Origin of the sequence: Pseudomonas sp. BN102 (genome assembly GCF_029871245.1) — a bacterium.
Classification (GTDB): domain Bacteria; phylum Pseudomonadota; class Gammaproteobacteria; order Pseudomonadales; family Pseudomonadaceae; genus Metapseudomonas.
Map to the genome: position 1 here is coordinate 193,220 of NZ_SSON01000080.1, position 24,195 is coordinate 217,414.

Here is a 24,195-nt window from a genome sequence, read left to right on the forward strand (position 1 = left end):
CATGATGTGGCGTTGTATCGACCCTGGCCGGCTGCTCCTGCTCGGCGTGCTCGGCCTCGGCGGCTGCGTGCGCCTCGGGCCGGACTTCCAGTCACCGGGAGAGCCCTGGATAGAGCACTGGAACAGCCCCGCCCTCGAGCAGGCCGGCCTCCTCCGTCCGCAGCCGGACGATCAGCAGTGGTGGCAGGTGTTCGAGGACCCGGCGCTGGAGCAACTGATCCTCGAGGCGGACCGCAACAACCCCGACCTGAAGATCGCCGGCCTGCGGGTGCTGGAGGCCCGCGCCCAGCTGGGCATCGCCGTGAGCGGCCGCTATCCGCAGTTCCAGCAGGCCAGCGCCGATAGCATCTACCTCAAGCGCGACCAGTCCGGCGGGCGCAACCCGCAGGACACGCACTTCTGGCAGCACAGCGCCGGCTTCGACATCGCCTGGGAACTGGACTTCTGGGGGCGCTTCAGCCGCGCCATCGAGTCAGCCGACGCCGCCTATTTCGCCGCCTGGGCCAATCGTGAAGACCTGCTGGTGCTGCTGCGCGCGCAAGTGGCGGATACCTACTATGCGCTGCGGACCACCGAAGCTCGCCTGCGCATCGCGCGGGAGAACGCACAGCTGCAGAATCGCAGCCTGGAGATCACCGAACGGCTGTTCAAGGGCGGAGAAGAAACCGAGCTCGACGTCCAGCAGGCCAAGACCCAATACCTGGGTACCCTGAGCACCATCCCCGACCTGGAGCGCCAGGTCCTGGTCAGCCGCAATGCGCTGTCCACGCTGATCGGCCGGCCGCCAGGTCCGCTACCCGAGCTGGGCGCGTATGAGGGGCTGATCCCGTTGTTGGATCGCGCGGTACTGCAAGACGTGCCCGCCAACCTGCTGTTACGCCGGCCGGACATCCGCGCCGCGGAATTCCAGGTGGCCGCCCAGTCGGCGCTGATCGGCGTCGCCGAAGCCGATCTCTACCCCTCGTTGAGCCTGCTCGGCAGCATCGTCTGGTCCACCAGCTCGCTGGACGGTGCCCCGGATACCCTCGACCTGGTCGGCGGCCCCAGCCTGCGCTGGAACCTGTTCGACCATGGCCGGATCAGGAACAACATACGGGTGCAGGATGCCCGGCTGCAGCAGTTGATAGTCGCCTACCAGGACGGCGTACGGCAGGCCGCGCGCGAGGCGGACGATGCCGCCATCGGCCTGGTCAAGTCCCTGGAGCGCGACGGCATTCTCGGTGAGGCGGCGCAGGCCGCCGAGCGTTCGCTGCACCTGGCCAACTCCCAGTACCGAGAAGGCTATGCGGACTTCCAGCGCGTACTGGACGCCCAGCGCGCGCTGATCGCCCAGCAGGATGCCTACCTGGCCAACCGCGGCGCCGCGGTCAGCAACCTGATCAATCTGTACAAGGCGCTCGGCGGCGGCTGGTACAGCGCCGAGCCGCTGGTCGACCCGGCCACCCGCCAGCAGATGCAACAACGCACCGACTGGGGCGACCTGCTCGATGAACAAAGCCATCCGGACCCCGGCAGCAGTCCGGACCCGCACAAGGTGAGCAACGATGAGTGATGCCGCGAAGGACCCCGCAGAAGCGCCAGCCAAGCCGCCGGCACCCGCCTCCGACCCGGTGAAACGAGGGGCCGGCTGGGTCGCCTGGGTGATAGTCCTGACCCTGCTCTGGTACCTGTTGGCCGACCGCTTCACCCCCTATACCCAGCAGGCGCGGGTGCAGGCCTTCGTCGTTCCGGTGGCGGCCGAGGTGGCGGGCCGGGTGACGCGGGTGCAGGTCCGCAACAACCAGGACGTGAAAGCCGGCGAGGTGCTGTTCGAAGTGGATCGCCAGCAGTACCAGATCGCCGTCGACCGCGCCCGCGCCGACCTCGATTCGACGCGCCGGCAGGTCGGCGCGAGCACCGCAGGCATCGACTCGGCGCTGGCATCCTTGCAGGCCGCACAGGCCAATGAGCTGAAGGAGAAGCAGAATAGCGCGCGTCTCGAGCGCCTGTACCGGGAAGATCCGGGCACCATCTCCCTGCGCCGCCTGGAAGGCGCCCGCGCCTCTCGCGAGCAAGCCATCAGCCAGGTCGCCGCGGCCCGCGCCGAAGTGCAGCGAGCGCGCGAACAGCAAGGCGGCAGCGAGGAAGATAACGCCCAACTGCGCAGCGCCACCTCGGCCGTGCAGAAGGCCGAGCTGGACCTGGCCAACACTCAGGTGCGCGCACGTTCGGCCGGCCTGATCACCGACCTGCGTACCGAAGCCGGGCAGTTCGCCGCGGCCGGCAACCCGGTCATGACCCTGATCGCGATCCATGACGTCTGGATCAGCGCGGACATGACCGAGAACAACCTCGGCCTGGTCGAGGTCGGCACCCCGGTCGGCATAGTGCTCGATACCCTGCCGGGGCGAATATTCCAGGGTCGCGTGCGCAGCGTCGGCTATGGCGTCAGCGTCGGCCAGGCCACCGCGCCCGGCAGCCTGCCCAGCGTGCAGAACAGCCGCGACTGGCTGCGCCCTGCGCAGCGTTTCCCGGTGATAGTCGAATTCGCCCCGGGCGAGCTGGCCAAGCTGCGCGGCATCCGCGTCGGCGGGCAGGCCGAGGTGATGGCCTTCCCGCGCGAGGGCAACCCGCTGAACCCGATTGGCCGGCTGGTCCTGCGCCTGATGAGCTGGCTGTCCTATGCCTACTGAGCGCGATCCGCGCAGCCAGCGCGCATTGCGCCTGGCCAGCGCCACCGCGCTGTGCCTCGCCGCGAGCTTCGGCCTGGCCCTGCCAATCCCTTTCCTTGCGCCGATGTTGACACTGTTCATGGGCGCCGCGATGAATCGGCCGCTGGGCCTCAAGGCTGGCCTGGGACTGGCGCTCGTGGTGGCGCTGACCACCGGCAGCGGCCTGCTGCTGATTCCGCTGCTGATCCATGCTCCATTGAGCGGAGTGCTGCTGGTCGGACTCCTGCTCTTCATTTGTTTCCGCTACGGCCTGAGCGGGGGCAACTCGCTGGTTTCCACCTTCCTGGTCATCGGCCTGACCCTGATCTCCGCCGCCGGAGCCAGCGACTTCGAACTGTCGCTGATGGTCATCGAGGCGCTGTTGAAAGGCGTGCTGTTGGCAGTTCTCAGCCTCGCCCTCGGCCACTGGCTGTTCCCCGAATCGGCAGCCGCCTCGCCCCCGCCCGCCAAGGCCGGGTTGACACCCACCGATGCCAGCTGGATCGCGCTGCGTGCCATGCTGGTGGTAATGCCGGCCTACCTGCTGGCGCTGATAGACCCGGCCAGCTATATGCCGGTGATCATGAAGGCCGTGAGCCTGGGCCAGCAGGCATGTGATACCAGGGCGCGCGACGCGGGCCGGGAGCTACTCGGCTCGACCCTGCTCGGTGGCCTGCTGGCCATCCTGTTCTGGGGTGCGCTGGGAATCCTGCCGAACCTCTGGATGTTCTTCCTGTGGATGCTGCTTTTCGGCCTGCTGCTGGCGCGCAAGCTCTATGCCCTGAGCCCGACCCGGCTGAGCCCGGGCTTCTGGCTGAACAGCATGGCCACCCTGATCATCCTGCTCGGCCAGTCGGTGCAGGACAGCGCTGCCGGCAAGGATGTCTACACGGCATTCGCCGTGCGCATGGGCCTGTTCATCACCGTGACCCTGTACGCCTGCCTGGCGGTGTACCTGATCGACATCAGGCGCCAGCGCCCCATCAACCCCTGACGAGACCGGCCCATGTTCCTCAGCCTTCTGATCGGCTTTCCCATCATGCTGCTCTGCCTGTTCCTGCAGGCAATCTTCCTGGCCCTGTGCCTACGCCAGTACGTGCGCTTCAGGCCTGCCGAGCAGAGCCACGACTCCCTGGGACGCAATACCCTGCTGCTGGGGCTGGTGATGCTGGTGATGCTCCTGGGCAACTTCGTGCAGATGGCCATCTGGGCCGCGCTGTTCCTGTACCTCGGCGAGTTCGACAAATTCGAGACGGCGCTGTACTTCTCCGGCGTGAATTTCGCCACCCTGGGCTACGGCGACATCGTCATGACCGAAGAGTGGCGGCTGCTGGGGCCCCTGGAAGCCGCCAACGGCATCCTCATGTTCGGCGTTTCCACCGCCGTGCTGACCGGGGCGGTGATGGATGTCCTCAAGCAGGCCCGACGCCGGCGTCATGGCGATTAGCTGGCCTGAGTCGCCGCCCGGCCTATCTTTTGGCGGCCTGGGTTAGTCGCTGTGACCTGGCCACAGACGCCGTCATGCATCACCGCTGGCGGCCCGGCCATCACGGCGCGTGTCCATCCAGCGGATGACTTCCTCATTGAAGCTCGGAGGCGCCTTGCGCCCTAGCCGCCGCACCAGGTCGAGCACGGTCTGCTGGGCCAGCGCTTCTTCCATGCGTTTCTGCGCCGTCAGCATCACCGCGTGAATCGCGCAGGTACCGGAGATTGCCCAGTCCGGCGGCGACCCGTCGAAGACGGCGCACCGCCCGCGGATATCGCGACATTCGAAGATCGATTTCTCCCCATCGATGGCCTGAACGATATCCAGCACGCTGATCTCGTCGGCCGGCCGCGCCAGCTTGAAGCCGCCACGCACGCCTTCGGTGGCAACGACCAGCCTGGCCTTCGCCAGCTTGGTGAAAACCTTGGCCAGGAGTTCCTGGGGCACACCTTGCAGCTCGGCCAGCGCACGCACGCTGGACTCGCGGCCATCACCCTTCTCATCGGTCAGGTAAAGCAGGCAATGGATCCCGTACTCCACGCCAGCGCTGTATAGAGACATAGCCAACTCCGACATTTCCAGTCGCACTATATTGCGTGCATCCACTGGGCTACCGCAAGACCCGCCGCGCCCGCGCCGATGGGCTGCGGCAGGCGCAACGACCAAGGTTCCTCCTTAAATATGCGCAAAGCGTCGGGGCACCCATTGCGATGGACGGTCAGCGCCAATCTGAAAAAAGCCTTGCCCGGATTAACTACGACAAATATAGTCGCAGTTATGAGGCAAACGTCGGTGACTACCCCCACGGCTGGCCCAAATAACAGGCCAATCGATTCGATGCCCATACGTACTCGTACTCAACGCGATTCCTTTTTCTTCCAGGAGACATACATGAAACAACGCATTCTGATCGTCGGCGCCGGGTTTGCTGGTATGTGGAGCGCGCTGAGCGCCGCTCGCCTGATGGACCTGCATGGCCACACCGATACCGAAGTGGCCGTCCTCGCGCCCCAGGCCGAGCTGCGTATCCGCCCACGCTTCTACGAGCCGAACGTGCACAAGATGGCAGCTCCGCTCCACGATCTCTTTGCAGCCGTCGGCGTGACTTTCATCCAGGGCACGGCCGAGCGGATCGACGCAGTAGGCAAGACGGTCGAGTACCGCGATGCCCAGGGTGAAACCACCATCCGGGCCTATGACCGCCTGGTCCTGGCCAGCGGCAGCAAGGTGGCTCGTCCGCGCCTGGCAGGTATCGAACATGCCTTCGACGTCGACGAAATCAATGAGGCCGTGCGCCTGGAAAGACACATCCACTCCCTGGGCCAGCTTCCGGCGTCGGCCGCACGCAATACCGTCGTAGTCGCCGGCGGTGGTTTCACCGGTATCGAAACCGCCACCGAGATGCCCGCCCGCCTGCGCAAGGCCCTGGGCGCGGACGCAGAGGTGCGAGTGATAGTGGTCGATCGCGGCAGTGAAATCGGTGCGGCGCTGGGCGATGGTCCGCGCTCCCTGATTGCCGAGGCATCCGCCGAAGTGGGGGTCGAGTGGCGCCTGAACAGCTCGGTGGCGTCCATCGACGCCGATGGCGTCACCCTGGCCGATGGCCAGCGCATCGCGGCCAGCACAGTGGTCTGGACTGCCGGTGTACGTGCCAGCTCGCTGACCGAGCAGGTTCCGGCGGAGCGCGATGCCCAGGGTCGCCTGCATGTCGACCGCAACCTCAAGGTGATCGGCCAGGACGACATCTTCGCCACCGGTGACGTGGCCTATGCTGCCGTCGACGACGCAGGCAACTACGCCCTGATGACCTGCCAGCACGCGATCGCCCTCGGCCGTTCGGCCGGCAACAACGTGGCGGCCAGCCTGCTCGGCGTCGACCCGATCGCCTACAGCCAGCCCAAGTACGTGACCTGCCTGGACCTCGGCGCCTGGGGCGCGATCTTCACCGAAGGCTGGGACCGCCAGATCCGCTTCGTCCGGGATGAAGCCAAGAAGATCAAGACCGAGATCAACAGCGTCTGGATCTACCCGCCGGCCGCGAACCGCGCCGAAGCCCTGGCAGCCGCGGACCCGATGATCCCCGTGGTTGCCTGATCCAAGCCCCAGGTGCTGGGCTGAAAGGCCCGCCGCGCTGCTCTGCCCCGAAGGTCGAACTGACCTTCGGGGCTTTTTTGGGTCTGTCTGCTCCAAGAGTCGGGCTTTGGCTCGATGCCCGTAAGGTGTGCTGTGCGCACCAACAATCCCGCGCGGACGTTTCGGTGCGCGCAGCGCACCCTACGGGGTTCGTCGCCTGAACATGCCGAGCGTGCTGCTAGTCTGAAAAAGGGAAAGTCTCCGAGAATGCAGCTATGACCGAAGAGAACGAATCCAACCGCCACCTGCGTGAAGTGCGCCAGTCGCCTCTCTTCCGCTGGGCCCAGGGCCTGCAATGGTTCGGGGTGGTGATGTTCCTGATGGCGGTGGGCCTGGCGGTGTTCAGCAATATCACCGAGTCTGCTGGCGGCGTCACCCTGATCGCCGTGTTCGGCATGCTCGGCCTGCTGTCGCTGGTGCCGGCGCGCTTCATCCTCACGGTGTACCTGATGAGCCCCGACAAGAAAGGCGGCAAGGAGCCACCGGCCGGCCAGCGCTAGGCTGCGCACCGACCGCTCATCTCTCCGGCTGAACGCCGCGCTCCCGCCGCCAGTCAAGTTTCAAACCAACACGGGAGGACTCCGACCATGGACAACCAATGGCAGATCATGGGCCCGGCGTACGAGCAGAACGTCGAGGGCTGGGAGCGAGCCGGCTCCATCATTTCCGGCCTGCTCATGGCGGGTCGCGGCTATCGCCGTGGTGGCCTCGCGGGCATCTGGAACCTGGGCATGGGCGCCTTCCTGCTGCTTCGCGGGGTGACCGGCCATTGCTACATGAAGGAAGTGCTGCACGACCGCCGTGAAGCCCTGCGCCAGTTGCGTACCGACCTGGAACGCCTGCAGCGCGCAGTGGACAAGCTCAGCAAGGAGACGACGACCAAGGCGCCGCAGGCCTGAGCCGGTCCTTCCCGGCATCGGTCAATGGGGATGCAGCAACAGGGCGAACAGCTCGGCGTGGCCGCTCACATTGAGCTTGTTGTAGAGGTTGCGCCGATGCACCTTCACCGTCTCCGGTGAAATCCCCAGGCGCTGGGCAATGGCCTTGCTGGAAAAGCCCTGGAGAATCAGCCGGGCGGTTTCCATCTCGCGCTCGGTCAGACGCGCATCGAACCGCCCCAGGATGGTGGCCAGGTCGCTAGCCATCGCCTCGTTCACCGGAGCTTCCGGGGGCATGAGCTGGACGTGCCTGCGCATGGCCGCCAGCACCCAGTCGCGCACGCACAGCAGACGCCCGTATTCGTCGGCGGCGAAGGGCTGCTCGCGCCCCAGCGAGAGGCCGAGCACCGCATCGTCGAGGTTGCAGATGAACTGCAGCTCGCCACCGCCGACCACGCTGCGGAAGTAGCTCAGGTAGTACTCGCTTTGCTGGAACTGGTCCGGCGCAACCGACTCCAGGCTGTGCAGGCCATCGGCGATGCCGCTGCAGGCAGCCAGGTAGAACGGGTCGAGCAGGTAGCGACCGGCACAGTAGTCCGTCAGGTCCTCGCGCTCGTCCGGCCCGCCGCGGAATTCGAAGTCGGCCAGCAAGTGCGGCACTCGGCCCGGACGCATCAGCGCCACCAGGGCGTTGTCCAGGGGCACCAGCAGCCGCAGCGTATCCACCAGGCTGCGCCAGAACGCGTCCCGCCCCAGGCTGGCGAAAACACGCGCCAACCCCTGATGCACCGGCAGTTCTTTCAACAAGGCTTCCACTCTCTACCCCTTTCTACCCCTTCCGCATAACCCGTGATGGGAATGTGCAGCGCCACTTCCGACCTCTAGCCTCGGAACTCTCGACCACCATGGGCCTGCCGCAGGCCAGGAGTGCCGCATCATGCTTCGTCACCGCTCGTACCTCAACCTCGGACTGGGCGCATGCCTGTCGGCCTGGCTGTCGACCGCCGGCGCCGCGACCGAAGCGCCCAGCGTGCACGTGTACAACTGGTACGACTACATAGGCCCCACCACCCTGGCGGACTTCAAGCGCGACACGGGGATCAAACCGGTCTACGACGTGTTCGACAGCGCCGAGGTACTGGAAGGCAAGCTGCTCACCGGCGGCAGCGGCTATGACGTGGTGGTGGCGAGCAACTTCAGCCTGCCGACCCTGATCGCCGCCGGCGTCCTCGAACCACTGGACCGGGCACGGCTGCCCCACCTGAAGAACCTGGATCCCGAACTGCTGGCCAAGCTGGCGGTCAACGATCCGGACAACCGCTATGCCGTGCCTTACCTCTGGGGCACCAACGGCATCGGCTACAACGTCGACAAGGTCCGCGCCGTGCTCGGCGACCAGGCGCCGGTGAATTCCTGGGACCTGCTGTTCAAGGAAGAGAACGTGGCCAAACTCAGCCAGTGCGGTGTGGCCATGCTCGACTCGCCGTCCGAGGTGCTGCCCATCGCCCTGCATTACCTGGGACTGCCGCCCAACAGCACCCGGCCGGAGGACTACAAGAAGGCCGAGGCATTGCTGCTCAAGCTGCGCCCCTACATCGCCTACTTCAACTCCTCCCGGTTCATCACCGACCTGTCCAACGGCGACATCTGCGTGGCCCTGGGCTGGTCCGGCGGCATGCTGGAAGCCAAGACCAACGCCGAACAGGCCGGCAATGGCGTGAAGATCGAATACAGCCTGCCGACCGAAGGCGCGCCCGTCTGGTTCGACACCCTGGTGTTGCTGAAGGCGGCGCCGCACCCGCAGCAGGGCCTGGCATTCATCGACTACCTCCTGCGCCCGGAAGTCATCGCGCCGATTTCCGAGTTCCTCAACTATCCCAACGGCAATCTCAGCGCCACCCCGATGGTCGCCGCGGCGACCCGCAACAATCCCGACGTGTATCCGCCAGCCGACGCCATGGCCAGGCTGTTCACCCTCCAGCCGCTGCCGAAGAAGGCCGAACGCCTGCGCACCCGCGTCTGGAGCAAGGTGAAGAGCGGCCAGTAACCCTTCCCCCATCCGCAATCACCCACCATGAGAACGACGATGAAACCACGTGCCCGAGACCTCGGACTCCAGTTCGGCCAGCTGCAACCCGGCCGCCTCAACGCCATTACCGATGTACCCGGCGTGCGGGTCGGCCATTGCGATATACGCGGCCGAACCGCCACTGGCCGCGATATCCAGACTGGCGTCACAGTGATCGAGCCGCGCCTCGGGTCCACCAACCAGCAGCCTTGCTTCGCCGGTGTGCACATCCTCAACGGCAACGGCGATGCCACGGGTCTGGAGTGGATTCGCGAGGCAGGCCTGCTGACCAGCCCGATCGCCTTCACCAATACCCACAGCGTCGGTGTGGTGCGGGACGCCCTGATCGCCCTGGACCGCAAGGACCAGCCCGAAGACGGGCGGTTGTACTGGAACATGCCGGTGGTCCTGGAAACCTTCGACGGCCTGCTCAACGACATCAACGGTTTCCACGTCCAGCTCGAGCATGTGGCCGAGGCCCTGGACAACGCGGTCGACGGCCCGGTGGCCGAAGGCGCGGTGGGCGGCGGCTGTGGCATGATCTGCCATGAGTTCAAGGGCGGCATCGGCACCGCCTCCCGCCGCTTGGGCGAGGAACAGGGCGGCTGGACGGTGGGCGCCATCGTCCAGGCCAACCATGGTGTCCGCCAGGAATTGCGCGTCGACGGCTATCCGGTGGGCCGCTACATGGAGCAAGTGGATTCGCCGTTCCTCAGGGCGAGGCTGCCGCATCCGGGCATGGGCTCGATCGTCGTCTGCCTGGCCACCGATGCGCCGCTGCTGCCGCACCAGTGCACACGCCTCGCCCAGCGCGCCAGCATCGGCCTGGCCCGTACCGGCGGTGGCACCGAAGACCATAGCGGCGACATATTCGTCGCCTTCTCCACCGGTAACCAGCAGCTGCCGGCCCCCGCCTACGAGGCCAAGGGCGCGCCGACCTGCGACAACCTGCGCATGGTCAACAATGACCACATCAGCGAGTTGTTCCTCGCCGCCGCCGAAGCCGTGGAAGAGGCCATCATCAACGCAATGCTGGCCTCCCCCACCACCGAGGGCAACGGCCACCGGGTGCCGGGACTGGATGTCGAGACCCTGACCCGTGCGCTGCACCAGGCCGGCTGGCCGGGCGCCAAGCCGGCATGACGCACTAGCCGTTGCCAGGGAGCCTGGAGCCCCGTAGGAGCGAGCTTGCTCGCGAAATGAGCCCCTTCGCCAGCAAGCTGGCTCCTACAAAAGTTCCCTATGGGCCTTTGCGGGTACTAGAGCTCCCCGTACAGCCGGTCGCTGACGAGCATGTGTCCCGGTACGTGGGTGATGTAGAGCTCGGGCTCGGCTTCGGCAAGAACCGCCTGGGGGGTGACGCCGCAGGCCCAGAACAGCGGGAATTCGTCTTCGGCCACCGGCACCGGGTCGCCATAGTCCGGCGCGGACAGGTCGCGGATGCCGATCAGCGCCGGGTCGCCGATATGCACTGGCGCGCCGTGGGTCATGGGGAAGCGCGCGGTGATCTCGATGGCGCGAACCGCGTCTGCCGCCTTCAGCGGACGCATGGACACCACCATCTTGCCCGCCAGGCGCCCGGCCGGACTGGTATCGATGGCGGTGCGGTACATGGCCACGTTGCGCCCCAGTTCGATATGACGCAACGGCACACCGGCATCCAGCAGTGCCTGCTCGAAGGAGAAGGAACAGCCGATGGCGAAGGCGACGAAATCGGCCTCCCAGAATTCGCCTATGTCGGTCACTTCCTCGAAGCCCTGGCCGCGGCGGTGGACGCGGTAGCGCGGCAGGTCGCTGCGCACGTCGACATCGGTGCCGAGTTTCTCGAAGTACGGCGACCCGGGCTCGGTCACGTCGAGCAGCGGGCAGGACCTGGGGTTGAGCACGCAGAAGCGCAGGAACTCGTCCGCCCAGGACTTCTGCAGGATCACCAGGTTGGCCTGCAGGTGGCGCTGGCCGAGGCCGCTGGTGTGGCCGTCGTAGCCGCCACGGCGGATCAGCCGGCGCAGCTCACGGGGGGCGAGTTTGGCGAGTTCGTGCAGGTCTTGTTTGCTCATGGGCCGGCTCCGTTGGGGACTGGCCGATCTTTTAGTCAGCCGGCCGGCCCGGCGTCCAACAAGAATTTTCCGGGGGCGGCCATCGGGAAAAGTGAATCAGAGGGAACGCAGGCGCCCCTCGCCCTTCTTCAGCGGGGCCTGGACGAAGCGTTCCTTGCCGACGTTGCAAGCATAGTGCGTCACCACCGCCTTGCTCACCTCCACCACCTCATCCACCAGTTCCAGCCCGGTTCCACCGCGCCAGGACACCACCAGCGGCAGACTCGGTGGCGGCGGGCCGATGTGCAGTATGGTCAGTTCGCCACGCTCCAGCTCCTGGCTCACCAGGGCCGGCGGCAAGGCGCCGATGCCGAAGCCGTCGCGCAGCAGGCGGGTCATGGCCGCCACCGAGTTCACGCAGCTCAGGCGCGGCGCCGCCACGCCGTTGGCATGCAGCAGGCTCAATACATCCTGGTGCGGCCGCGAGTGCTTGGAGAAGGTCACCACCCGCTCGCTGGCCAGCTCGGCCAGGGTGGCGTAGTCGCGGTGGTAGATGGAACCGGTGGACACTATCCAGCACAGCGGATAGCTGCCCAGCTCCAGGTTGAGCACCGACTCGTGGCGCAGCGGGTCGGTCTGGAAGATCAGGTCCAGGTAGCCCTTCTGCAACTGCTCGGACAGGTTGCGCGCGGTGTCGGCCATCAGCTCGATCTCCACCGCCGGGAACAGCTCCATCACCCTGGCGACCAGCGGGCTGAGCCAGGTATGGATCACGGTATCCATGGCGCCGATGCGGATGCGCCCCTGGGTGGTGGCGCTGGTATCGATGGACTGCTTGAGAGCGTGCATGGTGTCCATCATCTGCTCGGCGTATTCCAGCACCTTGTGCCCTTCGGGCGTCAGGGTCACGCCTCGGGAGTCGCGCACGAACAGTTTCACGCCCAGCTCGTCTTCCAGCACGGCGATGCGGCTGGAGATGGACGCCTGGGTACTGAACAGCTTCTCGGCGGTCAGGCGGAAGCTTTTCAGGCGGGCGACCCAGACGAAGGTTTCAAGGAACTTCAGGTTCATGGCGGTTTCCAGCGAGCAAGGGGCCAAGCAGTGCGAAGGTGGAAAGATACAGTAGATTCAAGCACTTCCTGTGCCAGCCAGCCCAGGCGAACGACGAACGCCGTATCCGCCGGGCCGCGCATCGTCGTTCCCGGCAACTGCATCCGGGTATCGGAATTTCTTATCTCCCGCGGCCGTTTTAATTAGTTGGACGCACTCGCCAGCCCCGCTCAAGAATCCGGCCACAGGCTGCGGGCACCGACTCCGCATCCACCGAATGCTCATACAACGCCAAGAACAGCGATCGGAGAACCCCATGGAAAAACACGCGACCCAAGCGGGCGGCCTGGATCTGGACCAGGGCGGCCATTTCGGCTGGTACCGGGCCCTGAACAAACAGGAACGACGGACCTTCTGGAGCTGCAAGATAGGCTACGGCCTGGACGGCATGGACACCCAGATGCTCAGCTTCGTCATCCCGACCCTGATCGCCATCTGGGGCATTTCCACGGGCGAGGCAGGCTTCATCCACACCCTCACCCTGATCGCCTCCGCCGCTGGCGGCTGGATCGCCGGCATCCTCTCCGACCGCATCGGCCGCGTCCTGACCCTGCAGCTGACGGTGCTCTGGTTCGCCTTCTTCACCTTCCTCTGCGGCCTTGCGCAGAACTATGAGCAACTGCTGATCGCGCGCACCCTGATGGGCTTCGGCTTCGGCGGCGAATGGACCGCCGGCGCGGTACTGATCGGCGAAGTGATCAAGGCCAAGGATCGCGGCAAGGCCGTGGGCCTGGTGCAGTCCGGCTGGGCCATTGGCTGGGGCATGACCGCCATCCTCTACGCCCTGATGTTCAGCCTGCTGCCGCCGGAAGACGCCTGGCGCGCACTGTTCCTGCTAGGCCTGCTGCCCGCCCTGTTCGTCATGGTGGTGCGCCGCCTGGTGAAGGAACCGGAAATCTACAAGGAAGCGCAGAAGCACAACCAGGGTGCGGAGCACGTCAGCTTCTACGAGATCTTCGCCCCCGGCATGCTCAGTATCACCCTGCGCGCCTCCTTGCTGACCACTGGCGCCCTGGGTGGCTACTACGCCATCACCTCCTGGCTGCCGACCTTCCTCAAGACCGAGCGCGGCCTGACTGTCCTGGGCACCGGCGGTTACCTGGCGATGGTCATCCTCGGTTCCTATGTCGGCTACGTGATCAGCGCCTTCCTCACCGACCTGATCGGCCGCAAGAAGAACTTCATCCTCTTCGCCGTCGGCTCGTTCGTCGTGGTCCTGCTTTACACGCAACTGCCGGTGAGCAACGGCGCCATGCTCTGGCTGGGCTTCCCCCTGGGCTTCTTCGCCTCGGGCATCTTCAGCGGCATGGGCTCCTTCCTCACCGAACTCTTCCCCACCCGCATCCGTGGTTCGGGCCAGGGCTTCTGCTACAACTCCGGCCGCGCCATCGCCGCGCTGTTCCCGATGCTGATCGGCATGATCAGCGAGCATGTCCCGCTGAGCCTGGGCATTGGCGGATTCGCCGCGGTGTCCTACGGGGTGGTGATCCTCGCCGCCCTCAGCCTGCCGGAAACCCGCGGCAAGCAACTCGAGATCTGACCGGCCCTTCCCCCTGCTCCCCTCTGGCGGCCAGTGTATTGGCCGCCGACGGGACGGGTTTGCCGCCACGAAAACCTCCCGCCCCGGACGGGCCCGCACCTGAAGGACTGACCATGAGCAGCCTGCTGTTGAATTGCGATATCGGTGAAAGCTTCGGCGCCTGGACCATGGGCCTGGATGCCGAGGTGATGCCGCTGATCGACTGCGCCAACATCGCCTGCGGCTTCCACGCCGGCGACCCCGGTACCATGCGCCGCACCATCGCCCTGGCGGTGCAGCACCGCGTAAGAATCGGCGCTCACCCCGGCTACCCCGACCTGGTGGGCTTCGGCCGCCGATCCCTGGCCTGCTCGCCGGCCGAGGTAGAAGACCTGATGCTCTACCAACTCGGCGCCCTCGACGGCCTCTGCCGCGCCCAAGGGGCTCGCGTCAGCTACGTAAAGCCCCACGGCGCGCTGTACCAGGACATGATGCGCGACCCGGCCATACTCGCCGCCGTGATGCGCGCCGTGGCCGCCTATGACGCACAACTGCCGCTGATGCTGATGAGTACCCGCGACAACAGTGCGGCCCAGGCCATCGGTGACGAACAGGGCGTGACCCTGTGGTTCGAGGCTTTCGCCGACCGCGCCTATGACGGTGACGGCTACCTGGTGTCGCGCAGCCTGCCCGGTGCGGTGCACCACGACCCCGAGCAGGTGGTGGCTCAGGCCCTCACCCTGGCCCGCGGTGAGCCGCTCCTGGCCAGCGACGGCAGCGACCTGCCGCTGAAGGCACATACCCTCTGCGTACACGGCGACAACCCCGGCTCGGTAGCCGCTGTCAAACGCATACGTGAAGCGCTGGAGGCCCAATGAGCACCCCGCAACTGCGCATCGAAGTCGCGGCTATCGACGCCTTCATCCTGCGCCTGTTCGAGCGCATCGACGAAGCCAACATGCCCTGGCTGCTGGCCGCCGGCTCCCGCCTGCGCGAGGCCTTCGGCCCCGCCCTGGTGGACCTGGTGCCTTCGTACACCACCCTGCTGCTGCATTACGACATGCAACAGCTGGACCCGCGCCGGGCCCGCGAGCTGATCGTCAGCACCCTCACCGACCTCAGCCCGGAAACCCGCGCCGGCGGCCGTAGCCACAGCATCCCCACCTGGTACGACCCACGCGTGGGCCCGGACCTGGAGCCCCTGGCCCGGCGCAAGAACATGAGTGTGGCGGAGCTGGTGCAACGCCACAGCCAGCGGGAATACCAGGTGTTCGCCCTGGGCTTCACCCCAGGTTTCGCCTTCATGGGGCTGGTGGAGGAGGCCCTCGCGGCGCCGCGCCTGACCACCCCGCGCAAACGCATCGCCCCTGGCAGCGTCGGTATCGCCGAGCGCCAGACGGCGGTCTACCCGGTGGAAAGCCCCGGCGGCTGGAACCTGCTGGGGCGCACGCCGGTGCGCCTGTTTGACCTCGGCCTGGATGGCTACAGCCTGCTGCAGGCCGGCGACCGGGTGCGCTTCGAGCCCATCGACCACGCCGAATTCATCCGCCTGGGCGGCGACGACACGCCGCTGGAGACCCTGCCATGAGCCTGCGTATCGACCGCAGCACGCCCTTTATCCTCCTCCAGGACCAGGGCCGCTTCGGCTGCCGCCACTTGGGCGTGACCCAAGGTGGTGCCCTGGACTGGGTGTCCATGCGCTGGGCCAACTGGATGCTGGGCAACCACCCGGATGCGGCGGTGGTGGAAATCAGCCTCGGCGGCCTCACCCTGACCTGCCAGCGGGACGGCGCCCTGGCGATCGCCGGCGCCGACCTGGGCGCCAGCCTCGACGGCCAGCCGCTGCCGGCCTGGGGCGCCTTCCAGGTACGCGCCGGGCAGTGCCTGGCCTTCTCCCATCCACGCCAGGGCACCCGTGCCTACCTGGCAGCCCCCGGCGGGTTCCTCGGCGAACGTCAGCTCGGCAGCCTGTCGACGGTGGCCAGGGAAGAACTCGGCGGGCTGCACGCCAATGGCAAGGCCCTGGCCAGTGGCGACCAGCTGCGCTGGCAGGGCGAAGCCGGCTCGATACGCGACGTACCTCGGACGGCGATACCCGACCTGGGCGGCGAAGCCCGCCTGGAACTGATCATGGGCGCCCAGGCCGGCGACTTCTCCGGCCAGAGCCTGTTCGACGCCTTCAACAGCCCCTGGACCGTGGACACCCGCGCCGACCGCATGGGCGTGCGCCTGCTCGGGCCGGTACTGGAATGCAAGCGCCAGTCGATGATCTCCGAGGGCATCGCCCTCGGCGCCGTGCAGGTGCCGCCGGACGGCCAGCCCATCGCCCTGCTCAACGACCGCCAGACCATCGGCGGCTACCCGCGCCTCGGCGCCCTGACTCCCCTGGCCGTCGCCCGCCTGGCCCAATGCCTGCCCGGCGCCAGCCTGCGTCTGGTGCCGACAGTGCAGGAGGCGGCGCATCAGGTTCATCGGCAGGCAGTGGCCAACTGGTGGGGGTGATTGGGGGCGGCGGTTCCCTGCAGGGGCGAATTCATTCACCCCTACAGGACCAAAGCCTATTCCGGCCAAAGGGTTTACCATTGCGCCCTTTCCCCCTTTGCGACCCTCCCCATGACCGAACCAATCCGCTTGTCCAAACGCGTTATCGAACTGACCGGCTGCTCGCGCCGGGAGGCGGAGCTGTATATCGAGGGCGGCTGGGTGACGGTCGATGGCGAGGTCATGGAGCAGCCCCAGTTCAAGGTGGAGGACCAGGTCGTGGCGCTGCTGCCCGGCGCGACGCCCGACCCGCTGGAGCCGATGACGCTGTTGCTGAACCAGCCGGCCGGCCTGAGCTTCGAGGCGGCCCAACAGCTGCTGACGCCGACCAGCCGCTGGCCGGACGACCGTGCCGAGGTGCGCGCGCTGCGCAGCCACTTCTCCCGCCTGACCACCACCCTGCCCCTGCAGCCCAGGGCCAGCGGCCTGCTGGTGCTGACCCAGGACTGGCGCACCCTGCGCAAGCTGAACGAAGACGCCGCCAAGCTCGAGCAGGAGTACGTGGTCGAGGTCTCCGGCGAGATGGCGCCGGACGGCCTGGAACGTCTCAAGCGCGGCATCAAGTCAAAGGGTGAGGAGCTGCCGAAGGTCAAGGCCAGCTGGCAGAACGAAACCCACCTGCGCTTCGCCCTGAAGAACCCCCGGCCGGGGGGGATTGCCGCCCTCTGCGCCGCCGTCGGCCTGCATGTCGTCGGCATGAAGCGCATCCGCATCGGCGGCGTGCCGATGGGCAAGGTACCCGTCGGGCAGTGGCGTTACCTGCCGCCGGGCGAGCGGTTCTGACGCCGTCGGGCTGCGCTCTGCCTGTAGGGACGAATTCATTCGCCAAGGGCTGCAAAGCAGCCCCCTGGAACTTCGCTTGGCAGACCTTCGGCCTGCTTGGCGACTAAAGTCGCCCCTACATGGAAACGGGTTCGCTCAGGCGAACGCCTCGGGAAACTCCTCCCGCAAGGCCCCCGAAATCCACTCCAGGAACCACTCCACATCCGCCGATGCCGGGCCCGGCGGCGTCAGCAGCTGGTAGCTTTCCAGCGGTACGTCCACATCGATCGCCCGCACCAGTCGCCCTTCCTCCAGCTCCTGCCTGACCAGCACCTCGTTGGCCAGGGCGATGCCGCGGCCGCTTTCGGCCAGGGACAAGGCGTAGTCGTTGCTGAGGTAGAGCACATCGGAGCTGACCTGCACCTCCAGGCCGATGCTGGCGAACCAGAGGTTCCACCATTCGCTGTCGTAGTGGATCAGGTCGTGGCGGGCCAGGTCTTCCGGACGCTGGATGGGGCCGGTGCGGGCCAGGTAGTCGGGCGAGCACACCGGGAAGACCCGGGGCTGCATCAAGGTGGCGTGGGTGCCGATGTACTGGCCGGGCATGCCGTAGACGATGCCGAGGTCCGCGCTCTTGCCATCCACCTCGGTGAAAGTGGAGTTGGGCTCGATGGCGATCTTCAGTCCTGGCCGCATGCGGCTGACCGCCTCCAGCTTGGGCGTCAGCCAGCGCTTGGCGAAGGCCGGCACGGCGAGGATCTTCAACCAGCGCACCGTGCCCTGCCGCGCCACTTCATTGCCGGCGTCGGCGATCTGCGCCAGGGCCGAGCTGATCTTCGCGTAGTACTGGCGCCCGGTCGGGGTGAGTTCCACCCCCCGCGGGGTACGGTCGAACAGTTTCACCCCCAGCCACTCCTCCAGCAGCTTCACGTGGCGGCCTATGGCCGGTTGGGTCACGTGCAAGGCCTTGGAGGCGGCGACGTAGCTGCCGAGCTGGGCGGCGGCCTCGAAGGCGCGCACGGCATTGAGGGGCGGCAAACGGCGGATGGACATGAAGGCGCGGACCTTTCTGGCTGTTAGTTTTCTTAATACCACATGTAAGAAAATTGAGCTTTATAGGCCGCATGCCCTGCCAGATGATCGGTCCCGAGCACGAAGAACAACAACCTCCCGATCAACTCCCTGTTTACGCCCCGGCCCATTGCCGGGACTGCCTAAAACAACAATCGAAAGCCCGTGGGCCAAGGCCCTGCCGCCAGAACACGCGGCCGCCCAACCACGGGGAACAGGAGAAGCAGTGATGAATGCGGTGCATCTTCCGTTGCCCACGGCAGCGGTGTCGGTTCGCGCGGTACGCAAGGTCTATGGCGATCCGCAGAGCGGGCCGGTGGCCCTGAAGAACATCGACCTGGATATCCGGGACAACGAGTTCTTCACCCTCCTTGGCCCTTCCGGCTGCGGCAAGACCACCCTGCTGCGGATGATCGCCGGGTTCGAGTTCCCCAGCGCCGGGGAAATCCTCCTCTACGGCAAGAACATCGCCGACCAGCCGCCCTTCCGGCGCCCGGTCAATACCGTGTTCCAACACTATGCGCTGTTCCCCCACATGACCATCGGCGAAAACCTCGCCTTCGGCCTCGAGTCCCATCCCATGGGCCAGCGCATGAGCCGCGCCCAGGTGGCCGAGCGGGTCCGCGAAATGCTCGCCCTGGTGCAAATGGAGCGCTTCGCCGAGCGCCGCCCCAGCCAGCTTTCCGGCGGCCAGCAGCAGCGCGTGGCCCTGGCCCGCGCACTGGCGCCGCACCCCAAGGTGCTGTTGCTGGACGAGCCGTTGTCGGCCCTGGACCTCAAGCTGCGCCAAGCCATGCGCGAGGAGTTGAAGAGCATCCAGGCGCGCACCGGCATCACCTTCATCTTCGTCACCCATGACCAGGAAGAAGCCCTGGCCATGTCCGACCGCATCGCCGTGCTTTCCGAGGGCCAGGTGCAGCAGGTGGGCCGCCCGGACGATATCTACGAACGGCCGCGCAACCGCTTCGTGGCGGACTTCATCGGCGAGACCAACTTCATCGGGGCGCGCTTGCTGCAGCTGGAGAACGGCCAGGCGGTCTACCAGGGGCCGGGCGGCAAGCCATTCCGCGCGGCGGTTCGCGAGGGTGTGATCCCCGGGCAGGAGGTCTGCCTGTCGATCCGACCGGAGCGCCTGCACCTGGTGGAGCCGGCCCAGAACGGTGCCATTCCCTGCCGCATCGACAACCAGGTCTACCTGGGGACCGACCTGCACTACCACGTCAGCCTCGTCGACGGCAGCCGCCTGACCGTGCGCACACCCAACCGTGCCGGCCAGGGCCAGCGCTTCCGCGCCGGCGAAGCCGCCGCCCTGCTGCTCGATCCGGACAGCGCCAGCGTACTGCTGGACTGAACTCGCCACCCGACACCGGTCCATCGCCATGAATCAAGCAATCCAACCGCCCGGCGCCCTCCTGGCGCGCCGCCAGGCCATGCAGAGCTTCCTCGGCGTATCACCCGCCCTGATCGCCATCGGCCTGTTCCTGATCCTGCCGATCCTGATAGTGGTCGCCTACTCGCTGATGGAGGCCAACCCCTACGGCGGGGTCAACCGCGTCTTCAGCACCGAGTCCTACCTGTCGCTGCTGTTCGAGCGCCAGTTGGACGACAGCCTGGCCTTCGCCGACTCCTACCTGGTCATCGCCCTGCGCTCGGTGGGCGTCGCTGCCGCGACTACCGCCATCACCCTGCTGGTGGGCTTCCCGGTCGCCGTCTGGCTGGCCATGCAGCCGGCGCACCGGCGTGGGCTACTGATCTTCCTGATCACCGTGCCCTTCTGGGCCAACCTCCTGATCCGCACCTACGCCTGGATACTGCTGCTGCGCGGCACCGGCGTGGTGAACAACAGCCTGGTGGGACTCGGGCTGATCGACCAGCCGCTGCAGCTGCTCTACACCGAAGGTGCGGTGCTGCTGGGGCTGGTCTACACCTACGCGCCCTTCGTGGTGCTGCCGATCTATGCCTGCCTGGAGAAGATGGACATGCGCCTGCTGGAAGCGGCCCAGGACCTCTACGCCGGGCGCCTGCGCACCCTGCGCAAGGTCGTGCTGCCCATTGCCCGGCCCGGCATCCTGGCCGGCGCCATCCTCACTTTCGTGCCCTGCCTCGGCGCCATGATCGCCCCGGAACTGCTGGGCGGCGGCACCAAGATGATGCTCGGCAACCTGATCTTCCGGCAGTTCAGCGATGCCCGTAACTGGCCCTTCGGCGCCGCCCTGTCCCTGGTGCTGATGGCAGCGGTGATGCTGGTCCTGACCGTCTATGCGCTGCGTGCGGAACGCCAGCGCCTCGCCCGCGAAGGTGTCTGATGATGCGACTGTTCGGCAAGGCCCGCCTGGGCGTGCAGGAATTCCCCGGATTTGGCGGGTTCAGCTTCCTGTTCTATCTCTACCTCTACGCGCCGATCCTGGTACTGGTGGTGTTCTCCTTCAACGCCAACCAATCGGCCACCATCTGGACGGGCTTCAGCCTCGATTGGTACCGCGCCGCCTTCGCCAACCAGGCGCTGCGCCAGGCCGCCGGCAACAGCCTGCTGATCGCCGTCTGCGCCAGCCTGGCGGCTACCGCCATCGCCACGCTGGCGGCCCTCGGCACCTCGCGGGGCGCACGATTCAAGGGCCTGCGCCTGTCCATCGGCGCCATCATGCTGCCGCTGGTACTGCCGGAGATCGTGGTCGGCGTCGCCACCCTGGCGCTGTTCTCGACCCTCGGCCTGTCGCTCGGCTACGGCAACCTGATCATCGCCCACACGGTGTTCTGCATCCCCTTCGCCTACCTGCCGATCCGCGCTCGGCTGGAAGACATGGACCTGTCTCTGGAGCAGGCCGCGGCAGACCTCTACGCCGGCCAGTGGCGCACCTTCCGCAAGGTCACCCTGCCTTTGCTGATGCCGGGCATCGTCTCGGGGCTGATGCTGGCCTTCATCGTCTCGCTGGATAACTTCGTGATCTCGATGATGGTGTCGCAGGCCGGCACCACCACCCTGCCCATCTTCATCTTCGGCCTGCTGCGCATGGGCGTGACGCCCGATGTGAACGCGGTTTCCACCTTGATCCTCGGGGTTTCGGTGTTGTTCGTGACCCTGTCCTACCTGCTCGGCAAGAAAAAACACTGAACTGGAGAGCCAACCCATGAACGCAGTGATGAAAACCCTGGGCGCCGGCCTGGCGCTGGGCCTGAGCCTGTCCGCCCAGGCCGAAGGCCAACTGAACGTGGTGAGCTGGAGCGGCTATTTCTCGCCGCAGATCCTGGAGAAGTTCCAGAAGGAAACCGGCATCAAGGTCACGGTGGACTCCTACGACTCCAACGAGACCCTGCTGGCCAAGCTCAAGCAGGGCGGCACCGGCTACGACGTCGCCATCCCCTCCCACCAGTTCATCCCGATCCTGGTCCAGGAGAACCTGCTGGAGCGCTTCGACCCGGCCCGGCAGCCCTACTACGCCAGCATCGTCGACAACCTGAAGAATCCCAGCTGGGACCCGCAGGGCGCCTATGCCGTGCCCTTCATCTGGGGCACCACCAGCGTGGTGGTGGACACCAACACCTACAAGGGCCCGCTGGACAGCTACTCGGTGCTGTTCCAGCCGCCGGCCGAGCTGCAAGGCAGGATCAACATGTTCGACTCGGCCAGCGAGGTGATCGATGCCGCCAGCGTGTACCTGGACATCCCGCTGTGCAGCGAGGACCCGAAGCAGATGCAGCAGGTCCTGAACCTGCTGAAAACCCAGAAGCCCTTCGTCAAGACCTACAGTTCCAAGGCCGGCTCCATCCGCGAGAACCTGGCCTCGGGCGAGATCGACATGTCGCTGTTCTGGGGCGGCTCATCCATGCGCGCCCGGGAGATGAAACCGAGCCTGCGCTACCTCTACCCGAAGGAAGGGGTACTGGCCTGGGTCGACAACCTGGTGATCCCCAAGGGTGCGCGCAACCCGGATAACGCCAAGCGCTTCATCGCCTTCCTGAGCCAGCCGGAAAACGCCGCGCTGACCCAGAACTTCCTCAAGCACCAGAGCCCGATCAAGGGCGTCGAGCCCTACCTGGACGCCAGCCTGAAGGACGCCCCCGAGCTGCACATTCCCGATGGCACCAAGGTGCTGTTCAGCAAGACCTGCGGCGAAGGCGCCATCCGCCTGGCCGACCGCGTCTGGACCAACCTGATGCGCTGAGGCGCCCGGCCCCGCCCGCGCGGGCGGGGCCTCCCGCAATCCGCCGTTCGCCCCAAGGCACGACCATGAACAATCAGAATCGACCCATCAGTGAGCTGGTGCAGCAGCCGGCCCACGAGCTTTCCCTGCACATCCGCCAGCGCCAGGTGTCCTGCCGCGAGGTGATGCAGGACTACCTGGACCACATCGAACGCTTCAACCCCAGGGTGAATGCCCTGGTCAGCCTGCAACCGGCCGATCGACTGCTGGCCGAGGCCGACCAGCGCGACGCCGAGCTGGCCCGTGGCGACTACCAGGGCTGGATGCACGGCCTGCCCCACGCGGTGAAGGACCTCTCCCTCACCCGCGGCATCCGCACCACCCTGGGCTCGCCGTTGTACCGCGACCATGTTCCCGAGCGTGACGGCATCATGGTCGAGCGCCTTAAGGCTGCTGGCGCCATCATCATCGGCAAGAGCAACACCCCGGAATTCGGCCTGGGCTCGCAGACCTACAACCCCCTGTTCGGCGCCACCGGCTGCGCCTATGACCCGAGCCGCACCGCCGGCGGCAGCAGCGGCGGCGCAGCGGCGGCCCTGGCCATGCGCCTGGTGCCGGTGGCCGACGGCAGCGACATGATGGGTTCGCTGCGCAACCCCGCGGCCTTCAACAACATCATCGGTTTCCGTCCGTCCCAGGGCCGGGTGCCCTTCGACGACGCCGCCGACTTGTTCCTCGATCAGCTGGGCTACGAAGGCCCCATGGGCCGCAACACCCGCGACGTCGCCCTGCTACTGTCGGTGCAGGCCGGCGGCGACCCCCGCTCGCCGCTGTCCATCGCCGAAGGCGGCCAGGACTTCGCCGGTGCCCTGCAACGGGATTTCCAGGGCGCACGCCTCGGCTGGCTGGCGGATTTCGACGGTTACCTGCCGATGGAGCGCGGCGTGCTGGAGCTCTGCCGCGCGTCCTTCAGGGACTTCGAAGCCCTGGGCTGCACGATCGACGAAGTCCGGCCGGACTACTCCATGACCAGGCTCTGGGACAGCTGGCGAACCCTGCGCCATTGGCAGGTGGCCAGCTCCCTGGGTGGCTTTCACGCCGACTCGGCCAAGCGCGAGCTGCTGAAACCGGAAGCCATCTGGGAGGTGGAAAACGGCCTGCGCCTGTCGGCCATGGACGTGTCCCGCGCCTCGGCCGCACGCACCGACTGGTATCGCGCCATCAGCCGACTGTTCGAGCGCTATGACTACCTGCTGCTGCCCAGCGCCCAGGTGTTCCCCTTCGACAAGCAGGTCCACTGGCCGCAGGAAATCGCCGGCAGAGCCATGGATACCTACCACCGCTGGATGGAAGTGGTGATCCCCGGCACCCTCTCCGGCTGCCCGGTGGCCAACGTACCGGTGGGCTTCGACAGCCGTGGCCTGCCCATGGGGCTGCAGATCATCGGACCGCACCAGGCCGACCTGGCCGTCCTGCAACTGGCCCATGCCTATGAACAGGCCAGCGGCTGGACGCGGCACGCGCCGGGGTGTCTGGCGGTTTGAATGGGCCGCCATGGCGGGCTGATTACTCACTTGTAGGGGCGAATTCATTCGCCAAGGGCTGCGCAGCGGGCCCGGACCATGTCGGGCAGACCTTCGGCCTGCTTGGCGACTGAAGTCGCCCCTACAAAATAAGCACCAGCCTTCAGGCACCGTAGGGTGGATCGCACTTAATCGATCCATCGGCTCCAGGTGGTCTGGCCAAGCCTTTCCAGCAA

The 24,195-nt window shown here is 66.6% G+C and carries 24 protein-coding genes; 19 read left to right on the plus strand and 5 right to left on the minus strand.

Going from position 1 to position 24,195, the window contains the following annotated elements:
* The first annotated feature begins 1 nt into the window (after nucleotide 1).
* The 4 genes from E8F12_RS28530 to E8F12_RS28545 are packed head-to-tail and all read left to right on the plus strand — an operon-like array spanning nucleotide 2 to nucleotide 4,137.
* Complete coding sequence (locus tag E8F12_RS28530; protein WP_280328575.1) at nucleotides 2–1,552, plus strand: TolC family protein; 1,551 nt, start codon at nucleotides 2–4, stop codon at nucleotides 1,550–1,552.
* Nucleotides 1,545–2,672 (plus strand): HlyD family secretion protein, encoded by a 1,128-nt coding sequence (locus E8F12_RS28535; RefSeq protein WP_280328576.1) that lies wholly within the window; start codon nucleotides 1,545–1,547, stop codon nucleotides 2,670–2,672. Before E8F12_RS28530 ends, E8F12_RS28535 begins: the two co-directional genes overlap by 8 nt.
* Nucleotides 2,662–3,684, plus strand: a complete 1,023-nt coding sequence (locus tag E8F12_RS28540) for a DUF2955 domain-containing protein (RefSeq protein ID WP_280328577.1) — start codon at nucleotides 2,662–2,664, stop codon at nucleotides 3,682–3,684. Before E8F12_RS28535 ends, E8F12_RS28540 begins: the two co-directional genes overlap by 11 nt.
* A gap of 12 nt (nucleotides 3,685–3,696) precedes the next feature.
* Nucleotides 3,697–4,137, plus strand: coding sequence for a potassium channel family protein (locus E8F12_RS28545; RefSeq protein WP_280328578.1), 441 nt, complete (start codon nucleotides 3,697–3,699; stop codon nucleotides 4,135–4,137).
* Nucleotides 4,138–4,209: 72 nt separating this feature from the next.
* On the opposite strand, the gene E8F12_RS28550 is transcribed toward E8F12_RS28545, so the two are convergent.
* Nucleotides 4,210–4,737 (minus strand): Rrf2 family transcriptional regulator, encoded by a 528-nt coding sequence (locus E8F12_RS28550; RefSeq protein ID WP_280328579.1) that lies wholly within the window; start codon nucleotides 4,735–4,737, stop codon nucleotides 4,210–4,212.
* Between the two features lie 330 nt (nucleotides 4,738–5,067).
* Between E8F12_RS28550 and E8F12_RS28555 the strand changes: the two genes are divergently transcribed.
* The 3 genes from E8F12_RS28555 to E8F12_RS28565 all read left to right on the plus strand — a co-directional run bounded on the left by E8F12_RS28555 (nucleotide 5,068) and on the right by E8F12_RS28565 (nucleotide 7,208).
* Entirely contained in the window at nucleotides 5,068–6,270 is a 1,203-nt protein-coding gene (locus tag E8F12_RS28555; protein WP_280328580.1) for an NAD(P)/FAD-dependent oxidoreductase, read from the plus strand.
* A 254-nt stretch (nucleotides 6,271–6,524) separates the two neighbouring features.
* Nucleotides 6,525–6,809: a hypothetical protein gene (locus E8F12_RS28560; protein ID WP_280328581.1), complete on the plus strand. Its 285-nt coding sequence runs from the start codon at nucleotides 6,525–6,527 to the stop codon at nucleotides 6,807–6,809.
* A gap of 87 nt (nucleotides 6,810–6,896) precedes the next feature.
* Nucleotides 6,897–7,208 (plus strand): DUF2892 domain-containing protein, encoded by a 312-nt coding sequence (locus tag E8F12_RS28565; RefSeq protein WP_280328582.1) that lies wholly within the window; start codon nucleotides 6,897–6,899, stop codon nucleotides 7,206–7,208.
* Nucleotides 7,209–7,229: 21 nt separating this feature from the next.
* Here the strand turns inward: E8F12_RS28565 and E8F12_RS28570 are convergent, their stop codons facing one another.
* Nucleotides 7,230–8,003, minus strand: coding sequence for a LuxR family transcriptional regulator (locus E8F12_RS28570; RefSeq protein ID WP_280328583.1), 774 nt, complete (start codon nucleotides 8,001–8,003; stop codon nucleotides 7,230–7,232).
* Between the two features lie 121 nt (nucleotides 8,004–8,124).
* Between E8F12_RS28570 and E8F12_RS28575 the strand changes: the two genes are divergently transcribed.
* Together E8F12_RS28575 and E8F12_RS28580 are read left to right on the plus strand one after the other, a co-directional pair.
* Nucleotides 8,125–9,234, plus strand: coding sequence for a polyamine ABC transporter substrate-binding protein (locus tag E8F12_RS28575; protein ID WP_280328584.1), 1,110 nt, complete (start codon nucleotides 8,125–8,127; stop codon nucleotides 9,232–9,234).
* 39 nt (nucleotides 9,235–9,273) lie between these two features.
* Nucleotides 9,274–10,398, plus strand: a complete 1,125-nt coding sequence (locus tag E8F12_RS28580; protein WP_280328585.1) for a P1 family peptidase — start codon at nucleotides 9,274–9,276, stop codon at nucleotides 10,396–10,398.
* 116 nt (nucleotides 10,399–10,514) lie between these two features.
* On the opposite strand, the gene E8F12_RS28585 is transcribed toward E8F12_RS28580, so the two are convergent.
* Nucleotides 10,515–11,312, minus strand: a complete 798-nt coding sequence (locus E8F12_RS28585; protein ID WP_280328586.1) for a putative hydro-lyase — start codon at nucleotides 11,310–11,312, stop codon at nucleotides 10,515–10,517.
* Nucleotides 11,313–11,408: 96 nt separating this feature from the next.
* Entirely contained in the window at nucleotides 11,409–12,362 is a 954-nt protein-coding gene (locus E8F12_RS28590) for a LysR family transcriptional regulator (RefSeq protein ID WP_280328587.1), read from the minus strand.
* A gap of 295 nt (nucleotides 12,363–12,657) precedes the next feature.
* Between E8F12_RS28590 and E8F12_RS28595 the strand changes: the two genes are divergently transcribed.
* The 5 genes from E8F12_RS28595 to E8F12_RS28615 all read left to right on the plus strand — a co-directional run bounded on the left by E8F12_RS28595 (nucleotide 12,658) and on the right by E8F12_RS28615 (nucleotide 17,244).
* Complete coding sequence (locus tag E8F12_RS28595; protein ID WP_280328588.1) at nucleotides 12,658–13,941, plus strand: MFS transporter; 1,284 nt, start codon at nucleotides 12,658–12,660, stop codon at nucleotides 13,939–13,941.
* Between the two features lie 113 nt (nucleotides 13,942–14,054).
* Complete coding sequence (locus tag E8F12_RS28600) at nucleotides 14,055–14,798, plus strand: 5-oxoprolinase subunit PxpA (protein ID WP_280328589.1); 744 nt, start codon at nucleotides 14,055–14,057, stop codon at nucleotides 14,796–14,798.
* Nucleotides 14,795–15,508: an allophanate hydrolase subunit 1 gene (locus E8F12_RS28605; RefSeq protein WP_280328590.1), complete on the plus strand. Its 714-nt coding sequence runs from the start codon at nucleotides 14,795–14,797 to the stop codon at nucleotides 15,506–15,508. Before E8F12_RS28600 ends, E8F12_RS28605 begins: the two co-directional genes overlap by 4 nt.
* Nucleotides 15,505–16,422 (plus strand): biotin-dependent carboxyltransferase family protein, encoded by a 918-nt coding sequence (locus E8F12_RS28610; protein WP_280328591.1) that lies wholly within the window; start codon nucleotides 15,505–15,507, stop codon nucleotides 16,420–16,422. The genes E8F12_RS28605 and E8F12_RS28610 overlap by 4 nt, the downstream gene beginning before the upstream one ends.
* 111 nt (nucleotides 16,423–16,533) lie before the next feature.
* Complete coding sequence (locus E8F12_RS28615; protein ID WP_280328592.1) at nucleotides 16,534–17,244, plus strand: rRNA pseudouridine synthase; 711 nt, start codon at nucleotides 16,534–16,536, stop codon at nucleotides 17,242–17,244.
* A 135-nt stretch (nucleotides 17,245–17,379) separates the two neighbouring features.
* Here the strand turns inward: E8F12_RS28615 and E8F12_RS28620 are convergent, their stop codons facing one another.
* On the minus strand, nucleotides 17,380–18,276 hold the full coding sequence (locus E8F12_RS28620; protein WP_280328593.1) for a LysR substrate-binding domain-containing protein: 897 nt from the start codon (nucleotides 18,274–18,276) through the stop codon (nucleotides 17,380–17,382).
* A 247-nt stretch (nucleotides 18,277–18,523) separates the two neighbouring features.
* On the opposite strand from E8F12_RS28620, the gene E8F12_RS28625 reads away from it, so the two are divergent.
* From E8F12_RS28625 to E8F12_RS28645, 5 genes are all read left to right on the plus strand, one after another.
* Nucleotides 18,524–19,645 (plus strand): ABC transporter ATP-binding protein, encoded by a 1,122-nt coding sequence (locus E8F12_RS28625; RefSeq protein ID WP_280328594.1) that lies wholly within the window; start codon nucleotides 18,524–18,526, stop codon nucleotides 19,643–19,645.
* 28 nt (nucleotides 19,646–19,673) lie between these two features.
* Nucleotides 19,674–20,600 (plus strand): ABC transporter permease, encoded by a 927-nt coding sequence (locus E8F12_RS28630; protein WP_280328595.1) that lies wholly within the window; start codon nucleotides 19,674–19,676, stop codon nucleotides 20,598–20,600.
* Nucleotides 20,597–21,406: an ABC transporter permease gene (locus tag E8F12_RS28635; RefSeq protein ID WP_280328747.1), complete on the plus strand. Its 810-nt coding sequence runs from the start codon at nucleotides 20,597–20,599 to the stop codon at nucleotides 21,404–21,406. Before E8F12_RS28630 ends, E8F12_RS28635 begins: the two co-directional genes overlap by 4 nt.
* Before the next feature lie 16 nt (nucleotides 21,407–21,422).
* Nucleotides 21,423–22,457: an extracellular solute-binding protein gene (locus E8F12_RS28640; protein ID WP_280328596.1), complete on the plus strand. Its 1,035-nt coding sequence runs from the start codon at nucleotides 21,423–21,425 to the stop codon at nucleotides 22,455–22,457.
* A 65-nt stretch (nucleotides 22,458–22,522) separates the two neighbouring features.
* Entirely contained in the window at nucleotides 22,523–23,980 is a 1,458-nt protein-coding gene (locus E8F12_RS28645) for an amidase (protein ID WP_280328597.1), read from the plus strand.
* Nucleotides 23,981–24,195: the final 215 nt, after the last annotated feature.